The organism is Acetohalobium arabaticum DSM 5501, assembly GCF_000144695.1.
Classification (GTDB): Bacteria; Bacillota; Halanaerobiia; order Halobacteroidales; family Acetohalobiaceae; genus Acetohalobium; species Acetohalobium arabaticum.
The window spans coordinates 1793033-1808229 of sequence record NC_014378.1 but is presented as its reverse complement, the minus strand read 5'-3'; the positions used below and the strand labels follow the sequence as shown (position 1 = coordinate 1808229).

Genomic DNA, 15197 nt, shown 5'->3' with positions numbered 1-15197 from the left:
TATTATCTGTTAGTCTTTAACTGTATGATTAAAGAGAAAGTAGCAAATAATAATCTTGGTTATTTTTATATCGGAGTTCAGAAAAATATTCTATAGAAGCAGGAGAAGAATAGATAATACTGAATAATTATCAATAGTCTGGAGGTTGCTATTTTGCTAGCAATTAAAAGAGGAAAGATTGCTAAAATCATCAAGCAACGACCAGGTTTGACTGAAGTAGAAGTAGAATTAAAGACTGGAGAGAAAAGACGGGCAATCAATTATGATGATCTGACGGGAGAGGTTAGCCTAGGAGATGAAGTGATTTTAAATACGACTGCTGTTGAATTAGATTTAGGCACCGGCGGTTATGATTTTATTATCTATATTGAGGGTAATGAACCCAGGGATCTAGATGGTTTAGGCCATATCATGAAGCTTAGGTATTCTCCCTTTCAACTTAAGACTCTTAGTGTAGAAGAAGAAGCAAGTTCCTGGCAGCAAGAGATTAAGAACTTTACTTCTCTCGAGGGAAATCCTGTAATTATCGGTTCACTGCATAGTATGTTGGCTCCGACTGTTATAGTGTTGAATAGACTAAGTAATTTTTCTTTACAAATAGCTTACATTATGACTGATGCTGCTGCTTTACCGCTGAAATTAAGTAATACAGTAGCTGAACTGCAGCAGAAAGAACTTTTAGATACTACAATTACCATTGGTCATGCTTTTGGTGGAGACCTGGAAGCGGTTAATATTTATTCAGGTCTGGCAGCAGCTAAAGAAGTAGCTGAAGCTGATGTCATCATTGTAGCTATGGGTCCTGGAGTAGTAGGGACCGGGACTAAATATGGTTTTAGCGGTATAGAGCAGGGAGAGATTATCAATGCAGTTTCTAATTTAGGTGGTATTCCATTGGCTATTCCCCGAATTAGCTTTAGTGATGAAAGAAAGCGGCATTACGGCTTCAGCCATCATACATTGACTGTTCTAGAGGAGATTGCTTTAAGAGAAGCAGTAGTTGGAGTCCCTAAATTATCAGCAGCTAATAAGCAGAAAAGATTAAACAGTCAGTTAATAGAGTCCAATCTTAATTATAAACATGATATTAGATATAGGGATGGGAGTGATGTTTTAGAATTAATAAGCAACTCAGATATTGGAGTTAATACTATGGGGCGTGATGAAACAGAGGATCCGGAATTCTTTATGACAGCCGGTATAACTGGAGTTTTGGCTTTGGAAGAATTAGGGGTTAGTCTTTAACTTAAGGAGGAGAAGAGGATGAATGAATCACTGATTGAAGAGCAGTTAAATAGTACATCTATCTATGAAGGAAGAATAGTTAATCTAAGACTGGATGATGTAAAGCTGCCGGATAATAATAAGGCTAAACGAGAGATAGTAGAACATGCCGGTGGAGTAGCGGTTATTCCTTATTTGTTCGAAGATAAGGAAGTGATACTGGTACGTCAATTTAGGAATCCTATTGAGAAGGTATTACTGGAACTTCCTGCTGGTCTTCTTGAAATTAATGAGGATCCTAAAAGCTGTGCTCGCCGAGAATTAGAGGAGGAGACAGGCTATAGAACTGAAGATTTACAACAGATTGGAAGTTTCTATACTTCACCTGGTTTTTGTAATGAAGAGATCCATCTTTACTTAGCTCAGGATTTATCGAAGTATAGTCAAAAGACTGATGGTGACGAATTTATTGAATTAGTTAAAATGCCGCTAAAAAAGATAAAACAGAAGTTATATACTCCAGAGATTTCTGATGCTAAAACAGTAATTGGTCTTCAGTATTTATTAAATCATCTACAACAGAATAATATAGATTAGTGGAAGATAAGACTATGTTAAGGAGGCGGTATATACAGTGGCCACATTAACCAGTAATCAGGAGTGGATACCTACTTTAAATATTACTTCTAATGCTTCGGGAGCAGCAGAAGCAGCCAGAAAAGGTGATGTAGTTATGATTGTTGATCTGATCAGTATGTCAACAACAGTAGAAACTGCTTTAGATGCGGGGGCTATTGATGTTTTTGGGGCCAGTCCTGACTGTGTTTCAACTCCAGTTACAGTTAATCCCGAAAAGATTGGCTACTTTGCTGGCAAGAAAGCATTGAAGAATGATACAGAATTGATAATTGCTACTGAGCCTCGCCTGGCTTCTAATGAGGAACGTAAGGATAATATTCAATTGGCTTTAACAGGAATAAAGAGGGCAGGAGTAGAAATTGATACGATAATCCCTAATTTAGGGGCTGAGATAGTGAAATTAGTTGATTTTGAAGGTAAAGTAGTGTTAGTCATTACTGATACTGGAGGGACAGCTTATGATGCTGCCTATAATCATGGAGCTCCAGAGGTAATAACCGGAACTGTAGCTCGAACTTTTAAAAAGAGTGGAGTTATGCCAGCTAAAGAATCAGCCCAGCGGGCAATTATAGCAGCCCAAAAGTTTAAAACAGGTATTACCTTAGTAGCAGCTAGTTCTAATTCTCATGAAGATGTACTGGCTGCTGAGCAGATAGGTAAATTAATTATTGAAGAAGGTTTTCTCCAGATTTAAAGTGTTATATTTCCCTCTAAGTTTGAGTATGATTTAATAAGTTGGAGTAAATTAGGGGGAAAGATAATGTTTAGTTTAAGACAGCTTGGAACTAGCAGTATTCAGTTTATGCGCCGTAATCTTTCTATTCTTTTGTTCTTAATTATTATTTTTATCAGCGGGGTTACTTTTGGGGCTATTGCAGTTAAGATGTTAAGTTATGCAGAAAAGAATCAATTAGTGAATTATTTAGCCAATTTTTTTCAAAATTTCAAGGGAAAATTGGTTCTCCAACAGGAAATTTTAGCCCAAGAAGCAGTTTTTTATAATTTAAAGTTAATTCTTTTAGTCTGGATACTGGGGATTTCCATAGTCGGAATGCCGATAATTCCTATTCTTGTCTTTTTACGTGGTTTTATTTTAGGGTTTGCTGTTGGGTTTTTAGTTGATGAGTTGGCAGTTAAAGGTTTTCTGTTTGCTGTTGTTTCTATTGTACCACATAATCTATTTGCCATTCCCAGTTTAATTATAGCAGGAACAGCCGGAATAGCTTTTGCACTTAATCTATTTAAAAGCCGTTTTAAAAGAATGCCGATTAATTTTGCTCAATATTTTTTTGGTTATTCTACCTTAATGATCATATTAGCTGTTATTTTAGTTACGGCCGGATTAATTGAATCATTTTTAACACCTATATTGATGAGTTTCATTACTAAGACGGTAATTTACTGATTAGGAGGTAAAGAATGGAGATCGATAGAGTAGTATTAATCGTTCTAGATAGCGTAGGTATTGGTGCTTTGCCGGATGCTGCTGACTTTGGTGATGAAGGTGCTAATACTTTAGTACATGTAGCTGAAGCAGTAGGCGATATTGAACTGCCTAATTTAGAAGAGTTAGGGTTAGGAAATATTACTGAGATTTCAGGTATAGCTCAAACTGATAATCCTGCAGGAGTTTTCGGGCGGATGAAGGAGGCCTCACAGGGTAAGGATACGATTACAGGCCACTGGGAGCTGGCCGGTTTAGTTTCGTCTGAACCATTTCCTACTTATTCCGAAGGATTTCCTGCAGAAGTGATTGAAGAATTTGAAGAGCAGATTGGTAGGGAAGTGTTGGGGAATAAACCGGCTTCTGGAACAGTAATTATTGAAGAACTGGGGGCTGAACATTTAGAGACAGGAAAACCGATTGTCTATACCTCGGCTGACAGCGTTTTTCAGATAGCGGCCCATGAAGAGGTTATTCCAGTAGAGGAACTTTATGAAATTTGTAGAACTGCTCGCAAGATATTGACTGGTCCTCATGCAGTAGGTAGAGTAATAGCCAGGCCCTTTGTTGGTGAGTTGGGTAGTTTTGAACGGACTGAAAGGCGAGAGGATTTTTCCTTACAGCCGCCAGAGGAGACGCTGTTGGACTCTGTTAGCCAAGCAGGAAAATCAGTCATGGCTGTAGGAAAGATTGAAGATATCTTTTCTGAGCGGGGAATTACTGATTCAATACATAGTACCAATAATCAGGAAGCAGTCCAGGATATATGTAAGTTCTTAACTAGGGATAAGGAAGGCTTGATTTTTGCTAATTTAATTGATTTTGATCAGGAGTACGGCCACCGAAATGATCCACAAGGCTATGCTCAGGCTTTAGAAAAGTTTGATGCCAGTCTGCCTGAAATTATTGAGTTATTAACTGAGAAAGATATATTAATTATTACAGCTGATCACGGTTGTGATCCAATTTATGAAGGGACCGACCATACTAGAGAATATGTTCCATTATTGGTTTCTGGAGAACGGATTAAAAGAGATGTTAATCTAGGAACTAGAGATACTTTTGCAGATCTGGCTGCTACTATTGCTGATTTACTGGAGGTTACTAAGCCCCCAGCTGGGACGAGCTTTAAAGAAAAACTGTTTCGTTAAAAAGAAAGGAGAAGAAGTATGGAACTACTTAAAGTAGAAGAGACTGTAGAATATTTAGCTGATCTAATTGATATTAAACCGGAGATTGCTTTAATTTTAGGTTCAGGTCTAGGAGAGTTGGCTGATGAAATTAAAGAAGCTACATCAATACCATATAGTGAGATTCCTAATTTTCCCGTCTCTACTGTTAAAGGACATGCTGGACAGCTAGTTAGCGGTAGATTAAGACGCAAGAAAGTTATAGCTATGCAGGGAAGGTTTCATTATTATGAAGGATATGATATGGCAGAAATAACCTTTCCGGTGCGGGTGATGGAGCTTCTGGGAGCAGATAAATTAATTATTACTAATTCAGCTGGGGGAGTAAATAGAAATTATAATGTAGGTGACTTAATGATTATTAATGATCACATCAATTTTATGGGGACCAATCCTCTAGTTGGTCCTAATGAAGAAGAATTTGGGCCTCGTTTTCTCGATATGTCCCAGGCTTACAGTCCAGAGTTGATTACTGCAGCAGAAAGAGCAGCTAGCAAGATTGGAGTTAATACCCGCAAAGGGGTTTATTTAGCAACTACAGGACCAAATTATGAAACTCCGGCTGAGGTGCGCTGTATGTCCCGTCTAGGTGCTGATGCTGTAGGAATGTCAACAGTACCAGAGGTGATTGTAGCTAATCATATGAATTGTGAAGTATTAGGGATTTCCTGTATTGCCAATATGGCAGCTGGAATCCTTTCTGAACCCCTCGACCATATGGAAGTAATTGAGACTACTAAACGGGTTAAGGAAGACTTTATTAATTTAGTTACTAAAGTTCTGGAGGTAATAGAGTGAGAGCATATGATATTATTTTAAAGAAGCGTAACGGCAAAGAATTAGCGACGGCTGAAATAGAATTTTTAATTGGAGAATATACAGCAGGTAGACTGCCTGATTATCAGTTAGCAGCCTGGGCAATGGCTGTCTTCTTTACTGGAATGAGCAAGCGGGAAACAGCAGATCTGACTATGGCTATGGCTGATTCAGGGGACCGGATTGATTTAAGTCCAATTCAGGGAGTTAAGGTTGATAAACATAGTACTGGAGGCGTTGGTGATACAACAACATTAGTCTTAGCACCATTGGTAGCAGCAGCAGGAGTACCAGTAGCTAAAATGTCGGGGAGGGGTTTAGGCCATACTGGGGGAACTATAGATAAGCTGGAGGCAATTCCCGGCTTTAATACCTCTCTTTCCTTAGAAGAATTTATAGCTAATGTAAATCATAGGCAGGTAGCTGTAGCTGGTCAAACCAGTAACTTGGCTCCTGCTGATAAACAGCTTTATGCTCTGCGGGATGTAACGGCTACTGTGGATTCTATTTCCTTAATTGCTAGTAGCATCATGAGTAAGAAGATAGCTGCCGGAGCGGAAAAGATTGTTTTAGATGTTAAAGTCGGCAGTGGGGCCTTTATGAAGACTTATGAACAGGCAGTTAAGTTAGCTGAATCTATGGTAGAGATAGGCCGTCAGGTTAATCGCCAGACAGTTGCTGTTCTTTCTAATATGGACCAGCCGCTTGGCCAGGCAGTTGGTAATGCCCTGGAGGTTAAAGAAGCAGTTAAGACTCTCTACGGTGAAGGCCCTGAAGATTTAATTAAGTTATGTCTTACATTAGGTGCTCAGATGCTGAAGGTAGCCGGAATGGTTGAGACAGAATCTGAAGGTAGAGAACAGCTTAAAGAGGTTTTAAACAGTGGAGCTGCTTTAAGAAAGTTTAAAGACTTAATAGCTGCTCAAGGTGGTAACAGCAGTGTAGTAGATGATTTGACCCTACTGCCGGCTGCTAAAAAACAGATAGAGTTAAAGGCGCAGAAGGAAGGCTATATAGCGGGGATTGATGCTGAAGAGGTTGGACTAGCTGCTATGTCATTAGGAGCAGGCAGAGAAACTAAGGATGATATTATTGATCCCTCAGTAGGTGTGGTATTACAAGCTAAAGTAGGGGATCAGGTTAATTACGGAGATACCCTGGCTACTTTACATATAAATGATGATGCGAATTTGATGGCTGTTAAAGAGCAGCTGCAGAGTGCCTATACTATTACTGATGAGCAATCAGATAAGAGCAAATTGATTTATAAAATTATAGAATAAAATATATTTTAAGAGTTAACCTTCTTAATCTGGCCTTTTTTAGGCCTGTTTCCTCCTTTTACCAAGAATACTTTCAGATAACTATTAATAATAATTTAACATAATATCCCAAATATTCGAAAAGGGGGAAAGTAAATTGGTAAAACGTATAATATCTATCATTTTGTTAGTCTTTCTTCTCTGTTTATCATTTTCTCTTACTTTATCTGCCGAAGAATTACCTGATCCTGAGTTTGATTTGGAAGCCAAGTCAGCAGTATTGATGGAGGCCAAATCGGGGAAAGTTATTTATGAAAAGAATGCACACGAAGAATTACCTCCAGCCAGCATTACGAAAACAATGACTTTACTGTTGACTATGGAAGCAATTGATGAAGGTAAAGCAAACTTGGATGAAGCTGTAACTACTAGTGAATATGCGGCAGGAATGGGTGGTTCACAGATTTGGCTGGAGCCAGGCGAAGAGATGAAACTAGAAGAGATGATTAAGGCAATTGCTATTGTTTCGGCCAATGATGCCTGTGTAGCAGTAGCTGAACATCTTTATGGTACAGAAGAGGTCTTTGTCAATGCTATGAATGAGAAGGCTGACGAATTAGGCCTGGATGATACTCATTTTGTTAATACTAACGGCCTTCCGGTTGAAGATTCTGATAAACGAGGAAATTATACCAGTGCTCATGATGTAGGTGTTATGTCAAGGGAATTAGTAACTAAATATCCTCAGGTGCTTGATTATACTAAAATCTGGATTGACCATTTGCGGGATGGAGATTCCTTTCTGCGGAATACGAATAATCTAGTTAGATTCTATAAAGGAGCTGACGGTTTAAAGACAGGTCATACTAGCCAAGCAGGTTTTGGAGTTGTTGCGACTGCTGAACGAAAAGGCTTGAGGTTTATAGCTGTGGTGATGAAAGAAGAGACTTCGGATACTCGATTTAAAGAAGCAGGAGAATTGTTGTCTTATGGTTTTAGTATCTATCGTTCAGTTCCGGTAATTCAGAAAGGAGAAGTAGCAATTGATGAAGTAGAGATCTATAAAGGGAAGAATCCCAAGGTTAAAGCAGTTGCTAGAAAGGATCTAACTGCTGCTGTAATTAAAGGAAATGAGGGTAATTTAAAGCGGCAGATTTTAGTTAAAGAAGATTTAACTGCTCCGCTGAAGAGAGGGGAAAAGATTGGAGAATTGAGAGTATTATCCGATGGACAAAAGATAGCCAGCGTAGATTTAGTGGCCAATCGAGAGGTACAGAAAGGGAATATTATTCAGGTAATAATCCAGTTGCTTAAGAAATTTTTATTAAATATTGTTAATGTCTTTAATTAATTCAATAGTTAATTACAAATAACAAAATCAATTGAAAAAAATGGAAAAAATGCAGGAGAATATAGATTAGCCTTGAAATTATTCTAATAAATGACAGGGGAGTTTTTTTATTAAGGAGGTTTGGCTAGTGGAACTAGAAATAGAGAGAGTAGGAGTCAATTTAATAGTCAGAATTGATGGAAGTCTGGATTTACATACAGTTGATACACTGCGCAAACGGATTGATGAGAAACTGACAGGAGAAGTGGGAATTCAGAATATGATTCTTAATTTAAAGAATGTTGATTTTATTGATAGTTCTGGTTTAGGATTTATCATTGGTAGATATAAGCAGATAAATAATCATGGAGGAAAATTAAAGATTATCAATGTTAATAACTCCATCAAACAGGTATTTGAATTATCAGGAATTTTAAAGATAGTTGATGTATTTACTGATGAGCAAGAAGCTCTACAAGCAGTATAAAAAAATTAAGGAGGTAATTAGATTGAGTAAGAATAATGCCAGGTTGGAGTTAAAGAGTATTTCCGATAATATTGGCTTAGCTAGAGTAACAGTAGCTTCATTTGCAGCCCAGCTGGATTTTACTATTTCAGAGATTGAGGAGATTAAAGTAGCAGTTTCTGAAGCAGTATCAAATGCAATTATCCACGGCTATAAAGATGAGACAGGTATTATTGGAATTAATTTAGAGATTGACGGTGATAAATTAATTATTGAAGTTGAAGATTCAGGTCGGGGAATCTCAAATATTGAACAAGCCTGTGAACCTTCTTATACTACGGCTGATAGAATGGGATTAGGATTAGTATTTATTGATTCTTTTATGGATGAGTTAAGTATCGATTCAGAATTAGAGCAGGGTACCAAAATAAGAATGATCACAAGTCCAGAGAAGACAGAAAAGAAAGTTAATTAGGGGCGGAATCTTATGAATAATAATAGTCTCAATATTCCCCAAAAAGAGCTGTTATCTGAAGCTGAAACCAAAGAGTTATTAAAGAAGGCTCAGGCTGGCGACCAGAAGGCTAAGGATAAGTTAGTTAATCACAATGTAAAGCTAGTCTTGAAAGTAGCCCATCGATTTGCTAATAAAAATTATGATTATGAGGAATTATTTCAGATTGGTAGTATCGGTTTATTAAAAGCAATCGAGCGGTTTGATTTAGAACGTGATGTTAAGTTTTCTACATATGCAGTTCCGTTAATTATTGGTGAAATTAAGCGATTTTTACGGGATGATGATGCTGTTAAAGTTAGTCGGTCACTAAAGCGAAGAGCACATAGAATAAATGAAGTTAAAGAGAGTCTAACTGCTGAATTGAATCGAGAGCCAACTATACAAGAGATTGCTGAGGAAATGGAAGTAGATAAGGAAGAAATAGTTAATGCTTTAGAAGCTGTTCGAGAACCTACTTCAATCTATTCGCCAGTTTATGAAAATGAAGGTAATTCAATAGAATTAGTGGATCAATTAGCTGCTAGTAGTGAAAATCAGGAACAGGAAATAGATAGATTGGCTTTGCGTGAAGTAATCGATGAGCTCAAGACACGAGAAAGGCTAATTCTAAAGCTGCGTTTTTTTGATGAAAAGACCCAACAGGAAGTAGCAGACAGAATAGGTGTTTCTCAGGTACAGGTATCAAGATTGGAAAGGAAGATTATAGATAAAGTAAGGGAAGAGTTGGACTGAAAATTATATTGATATATTGTTGCAGTTTATAGTTGATATCTTGCAAACGCTTCGAAAATCAGTCCTAGTCACTCAGCAGTAAATCAACCTTAGCGTTACGATTTAAAGATTTTGCTTTATATATTAACCATTCTCTCTTTTGGGACTGCTTTAAAGTCGCTTGTTGCAAGATATCAACTAATTGTACAAAATTATCTGAGGAAGCGTTTAAAACCAGCTTAATGAAATTTTTGTGCTGTAACTATAGCCTGGGAAGTTTCTCCGTTCCAGATCTTTTTTCTCCGAAACAACCCAGGCTGTGATTGCAATGTAATACCATGACAATGTCATACTGCAAATGGTCAATATGCGCCTATAGCAACTCTAATTAATGATAACTATAGTGATATATCTATTATCAATAGTCAATATGTGTCCAGAGCGACTCTTAAAACTGGCCTGGAATCACGGACGATGGAGGGCCAGTTTTTGACAGTGAGCGAAACATGACGTTGAGCGAACGACAAGCGGCGGATACATATTGACTATAATCTGCAATATCTTAAAAGTGACATAATATATCATTTAAGCTACAGGATTTTCCTGTAGCTTTTTTATTTTGTTATTGAATTAAAATTTATTATACCGAACATAATATTTTTAGAGGTGAATTAAACAGCCAAGGAGAGTGGTTTAATGTTAAGAGAAAAGAATTTATTTATCATTTTAACTATTATAATTCTGCTTACTTTAGCAGTTCTGTCTTGGATGTTAGTAAACAGCAGTCTTTTTGATCCAGAACTATCACCGGGAGCTAAAAAAGTTTTTAATGAGTATAAGCTTGAAGAAGCTAATTTGAATAGTAATGATCGGTTTAGGTTAAAATTAAGTATGAGGTGAGAAGCTGTGGCTGATATCAACAAGAATTCAAAGGAATATAAGAAATTAGTTAAAAAGGTTCATCCTTCTCAGTCAAAGTTTAAAAACTTTCTTTTGGCTTATCTAATCGGAGGACTAATCGCTGTTATTGGTGAGTTGATTACTATGTCTTTAACTGCTCAAGGGCTACCATTGAATGAAGCAGGACCACTAATGAGTGTAAGTATGATCTTTATTGGAGGATTATTAACCGGGCTTGGTGTTTATGATAGGATTGCTCAATATGCTGGAGCAGGAACAATTGTACCGATTACTGGTTTTGCTAATGCTATAGTGGCACCGGCTATGGAATATAAACAGGATGGATATGTCCTGGGGTTGGGGGCTAAGATGTATAATATTGCTGGCCCGGTATTGACTTATGCTATGCTGTCCGGTTTTACAATCGGAATTATTAAATTAATTTTTGCTTAATTATCCTATTGGAGGAAATAGAATGAATAAATCAATCGGCCAACAGACAATTAGTTTTGAATCACAGCCTAAAATTATCTCTTCTTCTGCTATTGTAGGTCCTAAAGAAGGAGATGGGCCGTTAGGAGAATATTTTGATAAAGTATTAGACGACTCCTATTATCAACAGGATACTTGGGAGAAGGCAGAACGGAAGATGACTAAGGAGAATATTGATCTTCTGCTTACAAAAGCTAAACTAAGCCCTGATAAAATAGATTACTTAGTCGGCGGCGATTTATTAAACCAGGTAGTAACTTCTAATTTTTCTGCTGTTAAATTTCCAGTGCCGTACTTTGGCATTTATGGGGCCTGTTCTACATTAGCTGAAGGATTGATTCTAGGAGCTGTTTTAATCGATGGTGGATTTGGTAATCGAGTTATAAACTTTACCTCGAGCCATTATCAGAGTGCTGAACGCCAGTATAGAACTCCCAATGAGTATGGTGATAAGTATCCGCCTTATAAGCAGTGGACGGCTACTGGAGCAGGAGCTATGATAACATCTAGAGATGGATCAGGCCCAGTAATTACAGAAGCAACACCTGGTCAGGTAGTAGATTTAGGCATTAAGGATCCTCAGGATATGGGTTCAGCTATGGCTCCAGCAGCTGCTGATACTATTTTGCAGCATCTAGAGGATACTGGACGTACTCCAAATGATTATGATTTAATTGTAACCGGTGATCTGGGTGAAGTGGGAAGTGAAATATTGGCAGAATTACTGAAAGAAAAAGGAGTAGATATAGCAGATAGCCATGATGACTGCGGCTTGATGCTCTATAATTCGGACCAGGGAGTCGGTGCCGGCGGCAGCGGTTGTGCTTGTTCGGCAGTGGTAACTGCATCCTATCTTTTACCATACATTAACAACGGCAACTTTAATCGAATCTTTGTAGTAGCTACAGGATCATTGTTAAGTTCTGTAACTTCTCTACAGGGCGATTCTATTCCCTGTATTGCTCATGGAGTGGTGATTGAGAATAATTCAAAAAGTAATGCAGTTGGAAGTATAGAATCTAAAGTAAAAAGTGAGGGCAAATAGATGAATTATTTGACTGCCTTTTTAGTTGGCGGTTTAATCTGTGGCCTAGGCCAGCTATTTCTAGATTATACTAATTATACGCCAGCCCATTTACTAGTGACGATGGTGACAGTAGGAGCTATTCTAACCGGATTAGGTCTATTCCAGCCTTTAATTGATTTCGCTGGAGCCGGAGTGACAGCGTTAGTTATTAATTTTGGACATGTAGTAACTAAAGGAGTATTAAATGAAGTTAATAGAAATGGATTTCTCGGCCTCTTTGCTGGAATTTTAGAATTAGGCAGTGTTGGAATCAGTGCTTCGATAGTGATTGGATTCTTAATGGCTGCTATCTTTAGGCCAAAAGAGTAATCTAGAAGGGAGGATGTATAACGTCGCTGATCAAGCAATTATCATTACTGATGGAGATAATACAGCCTGTAGAGCAGTAGAAAATGCAGGTCAGAAATTAGGTGTAAGAACAATTTCTAAATCGGCTGGTACTCCTACTGATCATAGTGGGGAAGAGATAATTAAGTTAATCAAAGAAGCCGAGTCAGACACTGCTTTAGTCATGTTTGATGATGAAGGGGATAAAAATAAAGGTAGTGGAGAGCAGGCAATGGAAAGAGTTTTAGCAGCAGATGAAATAGAGATACTTGGTATTTTAGCTGTAGCTTCAGATACCAAAGATGTAGTAGGAATTAAGCCTGATTTTTCTGTAACTAATCAAGCAGAAGTTATAGATGCTCCAGTTACTAAGGACGGTAGTCCAGAATCAGCAGATCATCTTTATTTAGAAGGTGATACTGTTGATATAATTAATGAATTCAGTCCTCAATTGGTAATAGGTATTGGTGATATCGGCAAGATGGATCATCAGGATGATCATAACAAAGGCTGTCCAATAACTACTAAAGCAATTGAGGAGATTTTAAGTAGGAGTGGGAAAAGCTATGAAAGAGTTAACTAAGAATCTTGATCATAATTTAGATTATTTACAGGATGAATTACATGCTGATCTGAGTTTTGATGTCTTGACCCGTACTTTTGATGTAGGTAATAGAAAAGCTGGTTTGATCTATTTAGATGGATTTATTAAAGATCAATTGATATATATTTTGAATCGTTTATTGGATGTAGAGCGTAAAGACTTAAGTGTAGATGCGATTCAAAAGGTACTTGATAAGCATCTGCCTTACTATGAGGTTAGTACTGTAACTACTTTAGATGATGCGGTTGATGAGATTCTGTCTGGACCGCAGGTACTACTGATTGATGGCGAAACAGAGGCTATAGTTATTGATGGTCGTACCTGGATGGGTACTTCTCCTGATGAACCGGAACTGGAAAAATCAACCCGCGGTCCTGGCGACGGCTTTGTAGAGACGATGTTATTCAATGTACAGATGGTAAGAAGAAGACTGCGTGATCCAGAGCTGGTTACTGAAGTCCAGCAAGTAGGGGCTAGATCTAAAAATGATGTTGCTATGCTTTATATAGATGATATAGTCGATCCTGGTTTGGTTAAGAAGATAAAGAATAAGATTAAAAAGATTAAAGTAGACGGTCTACCGATGGCTGATAAGACAATTGAAGATTTTTTAACCGGTGATAATTTGAATCCACTGCCTAAAGTTCGCTATACAGAACGGCCGGATATTGTATCGGCTCATTTACTAGAAGGAAAGATCTGTATTATAGTTGATAATTCACCTACTGCCTTAATTTTACCGGCTACTTTTTTTGATCAGGTACAGAGTCTAGAGGATTACCGCCAGCCACCGCTGCCGGGAACTTATTTAAAATTACTGCGTTTATTTGCTACTGGAGTTTCACTCTTTTTACCGGTAATTTGGTTGTTGGTTGCTCTACAGCCTGAATTATTACCAGAAACCTTGAGTTTTATCGGACCTAAGGAGACCGGACAGATACCTCTTGGAATCCAGTTTATTATAGCTAGTTTGGGAATTGATTTTGTCCGTATGGCATCATTCCAGGTTCCCAGTGCTTTAGCGACCTCGTTGGGTATTATTGGAGCATTATTACTGGGGGATTTTGCGGCTAAAGTTGGATTATTTGTTCCCGAAACAATTATCTATATGGCTATAGGAGCGATTGGCAATTTTGCCATTTCAGGTTTTGAATTGGCCTTAACAATTAAGTTATTGCGATTTATATTATTAATTCTGGTTACCAGTTTTAAGCTTTATGGCTTCATTATTGGAACAGTAGCTATCGTAGCCTTATTTGTCTTCAGTAAATCCTTTGGAATCTCCTATTTATGGCCGTTAATTCCTTTCGATTGGAATGCTTTAAAGTCCCATATTATCAGACAGTCGATCCTTGATTTATCCCATAGAAGACCTAATATTCATAGTCCCAAGGATTCAGATAGATATCCAGAAGATAATCAGGAATGAGGGAGATAGATGAGTAGTTTAGTTAAAGTAATTATTTATAGTTCTTTAGCTGGTAGTGCTATTTTAATTGGCGGTTATTTAGGTACTAAGGATATATCAGATCGACTGTTATCGGCCATGCTTTCTTTTGGAGCCGGAATCTTAATTTCAGTTATCTCTTTTTCGTTGATTCCAGAAGCTTATCGAGAAGCTGGAGTCTTAGGCAGTTCGGTTAGTTTTTTATTAGGCGGAATCTTCTTTTTAATAATTGATAGCTATATAGAGTATAGACTTAATTCAGGTTTTGGAATTGCCATAGGTACTGCATTAGATGATCTTCCTGAAGCTATCAGTATGGGAGTCGGTTTTGCTACTAAAAGCGGTGGGTTAGGAATAGTATTGGCGATTTCAATCTTTCTGCATAATATTCCGGAAGGATTTTTGACTACTGAAGAGATGGTGAATGTAGGACAGATAGATAAAAAGTTTGCTTATTTAATTGCCGGCAGTATTGCGTTAATTAATCCTATGGGAGCTATAATTGGTTTTGAATTCTTGGTTGGTTTATCAGAGTTCTGGTTAGGATCAATAATGGCATTTGCTGGAGGAGCAATTCTGTATATGATTGTTGATGAGATGATTCCTAGAGCTGTTAAAGTAGGGAGCAAAGTTGAAGTGCTCGGAATTCTGCTTGGATTCTTGGTCAGTTTTTTATTAGGAGAAACCTTTATGTCTACACCGCTCAGTTTTTAAGGTATTATTTTATTAAGAAAGGAGAAA

18 protein-coding genes are annotated in these 15197 nt (G+C 37.6%); all 18 read left to right on the top strand.

Annotation, left to right across the window (positions count from 1 at the left end; translation table 11 throughout):
- Positions 1-153 precede the first annotated feature (153 nt).
- The 18 genes from acear_RS08825 to acear_RS08740 all read left to right on the top strand — a co-directional run bounded on the left by acear_RS08825 (position 154) and on the right by acear_RS08740 (position 15170).
- The gene (locus acear_RS08825) at positions 154-1245 is read left to right on the top strand and encodes a DUF3866 family protein (protein ID WP_013278665.1); all 1092 of its coding nucleotides are present in this window, start codon (positions 154-156) and stop codon (positions 1243-1245) included.
- A gap of 18 nt (positions 1246-1263) precedes the next feature.
- The gene (locus tag acear_RS08820) at positions 1264-1821 is read left to right on the top strand and encodes an NUDIX hydrolase (protein ID WP_013278664.1); all 558 of its coding nucleotides are present in this window, start codon (positions 1264-1266) and stop codon (positions 1819-1821) included.
- Between the two features lie 37 nt (positions 1822-1858).
- Positions 1859-2557 carry a hypothetical protein gene (locus acear_RS08815; protein ID WP_013278663.1) on the top strand — a complete coding sequence of 233 codons (699 nt, stop codon included), beginning with the start codon at positions 1859-1861 and terminating at the stop codon, positions 2555-2557.
- Positions 2558-2623: 66 nt separating this feature from the next.
- On the top strand, positions 2624-3268 hold the full coding sequence (gene spoIIM, locus acear_RS08810) for a stage II sporulation protein M (RefSeq protein ID WP_013278662.1): 645 nt from the start codon (positions 2624-2626) through the stop codon (positions 3266-3268).
- Positions 3269-3282: 14 nt separating this feature from the next.
- Positions 3283-4458 (top strand): phosphopentomutase, encoded by a 1176-nt coding sequence (locus acear_RS08805; RefSeq protein ID WP_013278661.1) that lies wholly within the window; start codon positions 3283-3285, stop codon positions 4456-4458.
- Between the two features lie 18 nt (positions 4459-4476).
- On the top strand, positions 4477-5295 hold the full coding sequence (locus acear_RS08800) for a purine-nucleoside phosphorylase (RefSeq protein ID WP_013278660.1): 819 nt from the start codon (positions 4477-4479) through the stop codon (positions 5293-5295).
- Entirely contained in the window at positions 5292-6596 is a 1305-nt protein-coding gene (locus acear_RS08795) for a pyrimidine-nucleoside phosphorylase (RefSeq protein ID WP_013278659.1), read from the top strand. The genes acear_RS08800 and acear_RS08795 overlap by 4 nt, the downstream gene beginning before the upstream one ends.
- A 136-nt stretch (positions 6597-6732) precedes the next feature.
- Entirely contained in the window at positions 6733-7926 is a 1194-nt protein-coding gene (locus tag acear_RS08790; RefSeq protein WP_013278658.1) for a D-alanyl-D-alanine carboxypeptidase family protein, read from the top strand.
- Between the two features lie 127 nt (positions 7927-8053).
- Positions 8054-8392, top strand: coding sequence for an anti-sigma F factor antagonist (gene spoIIAA, locus acear_RS08785; protein WP_013278657.1), 339 nt, complete (start codon positions 8054-8056; stop codon positions 8390-8392).
- 22 nt (positions 8393-8414) lie between these two features.
- On the top strand, positions 8415-8846 hold the full coding sequence (gene spoIIAB, locus acear_RS08780; protein WP_013278656.1) for an anti-sigma F factor: 432 nt from the start codon (positions 8415-8417) through the stop codon (positions 8844-8846).
- A 12-nt stretch (positions 8847-8858) separates the two neighbouring features.
- Positions 8859-9620 (top strand): SigF/SigG family RNA polymerase sporulation sigma factor, encoded by a 762-nt coding sequence (locus acear_RS08775; protein ID WP_013278655.1) that lies wholly within the window; start codon positions 8859-8861, stop codon positions 9618-9620.
- 675 nt (positions 9621-10295) lie between these two features.
- Positions 10296-10499: a hypothetical protein gene (locus tag acear_RS08770; protein ID WP_013278654.1), complete on the top strand. Its 204-nt coding sequence runs from the start codon at positions 10296-10298 to the stop codon at positions 10497-10499.
- Between the two features lie 6 nt (positions 10500-10505).
- Positions 10506-10952 (top strand): stage V sporulation protein AC, encoded by a 447-nt coding sequence (spoVAC, locus tag acear_RS08765; protein WP_013278653.1) that lies wholly within the window; start codon positions 10506-10508, stop codon positions 10950-10952.
- Between the two features lie 22 nt (positions 10953-10974).
- Positions 10975-12036 (top strand): stage V sporulation protein AD, encoded by a 1062-nt coding sequence (spoVAD, locus tag acear_RS08760; protein WP_013278652.1) that lies wholly within the window; start codon positions 10975-10977, stop codon positions 12034-12036.
- Positions 12037-12387 (top strand): SpoVA/SpoVAEb family sporulation membrane protein, encoded by a 351-nt coding sequence (locus tag acear_RS08755; protein WP_013278651.1) that lies wholly within the window; start codon positions 12037-12039, stop codon positions 12385-12387. It begins immediately after the preceding gene.
- A gap of 13 nt (positions 12388-12400) precedes the next feature.
- Positions 12401-12988, top strand: a complete 588-nt coding sequence (locus tag acear_RS08750; RefSeq protein ID WP_013278650.1) for a stage V sporulation protein AE — start codon at positions 12401-12403, stop codon at positions 12986-12988.
- Positions 12972-14438 carry a spore germination protein gene (locus acear_RS08745; protein WP_013278649.1) on the top strand — a complete coding sequence of 489 codons (1467 nt, stop codon included), beginning with the start codon at positions 12972-12974 and terminating at the stop codon, positions 14436-14438. Before acear_RS08750 ends, acear_RS08745 begins: the two co-directional genes overlap by 17 nt.
- A 9-nt stretch (positions 14439-14447) precedes the next feature.
- Positions 14448-15170 (top strand): ZIP family metal transporter, encoded by a 723-nt coding sequence (locus acear_RS08740; protein ID WP_013278648.1) that lies wholly within the window; start codon positions 14448-14450, stop codon positions 15168-15170.
- Positions 15171-15197: the final 27 nt, after the last annotated feature.

Coding starts and splice junctions, on each gene's coding strand:
- acear_RS08820 (WP_013278664.1), top strand. CDS start 1,264: ATGAATGAATCACTGATTGAAGAGCAGTTAAATAGTACATCTATCTAT.
- spoIIM (WP_013278662.1), top strand. CDS start 2,624: ATGTTTAGTTTAAGACAGCTTGGAACTAGCAGTATTCAGTTTATGCGC.
- acear_RS08805 (WP_013278661.1), top strand. CDS start 3,283: ATGGAGATCGATAGAGTAGTATTAATCGTTCTAGATAGCGTAGGTATT.
- acear_RS08800 (WP_013278660.1), top strand. CDS start 4,477: ATGGAACTACTTAAAGTAGAAGAGACTGTAGAATATTTAGCTGATCTA.
- acear_RS08775 (WP_013278655.1), top strand. CDS start 8,859: ATGAATAATAATAGTCTCAATATTCCCCAAAAAGAGCTGTTATCTGAA.
- acear_RS08770 (WP_013278654.1), top strand. CDS start 10,296: ATGTTAAGAGAAAAGAATTTATTTATCATTTTAACTATTATAATTCTG.
- spoVAD (WP_013278652.1), top strand. CDS start 10,975: ATGAATAAATCAATCGGCCAACAGACAATTAGTTTTGAATCACAGCCT.
- acear_RS08755 (WP_013278651.1), top strand. CDS start 12,037: ATGAATTATTTGACTGCCTTTTTAGTTGGCGGTTTAATCTGTGGCCTA.
- acear_RS08750 (WP_013278650.1), top strand. CDS start 12,401: ATGTATAACGTCGCTGATCAAGCAATTATCATTACTGATGGAGATAAT.
- acear_RS08745 (WP_013278649.1), top strand. CDS start 12,972: ATGAAAGAGTTAACTAAGAATCTTGATCATAATTTAGATTATTTACAG.
- acear_RS08740 (WP_013278648.1), top strand. CDS start 14,448: ATGAGTAGTTTAGTTAAAGTAATTATTTATAGTTCTTTAGCTGGTAGT.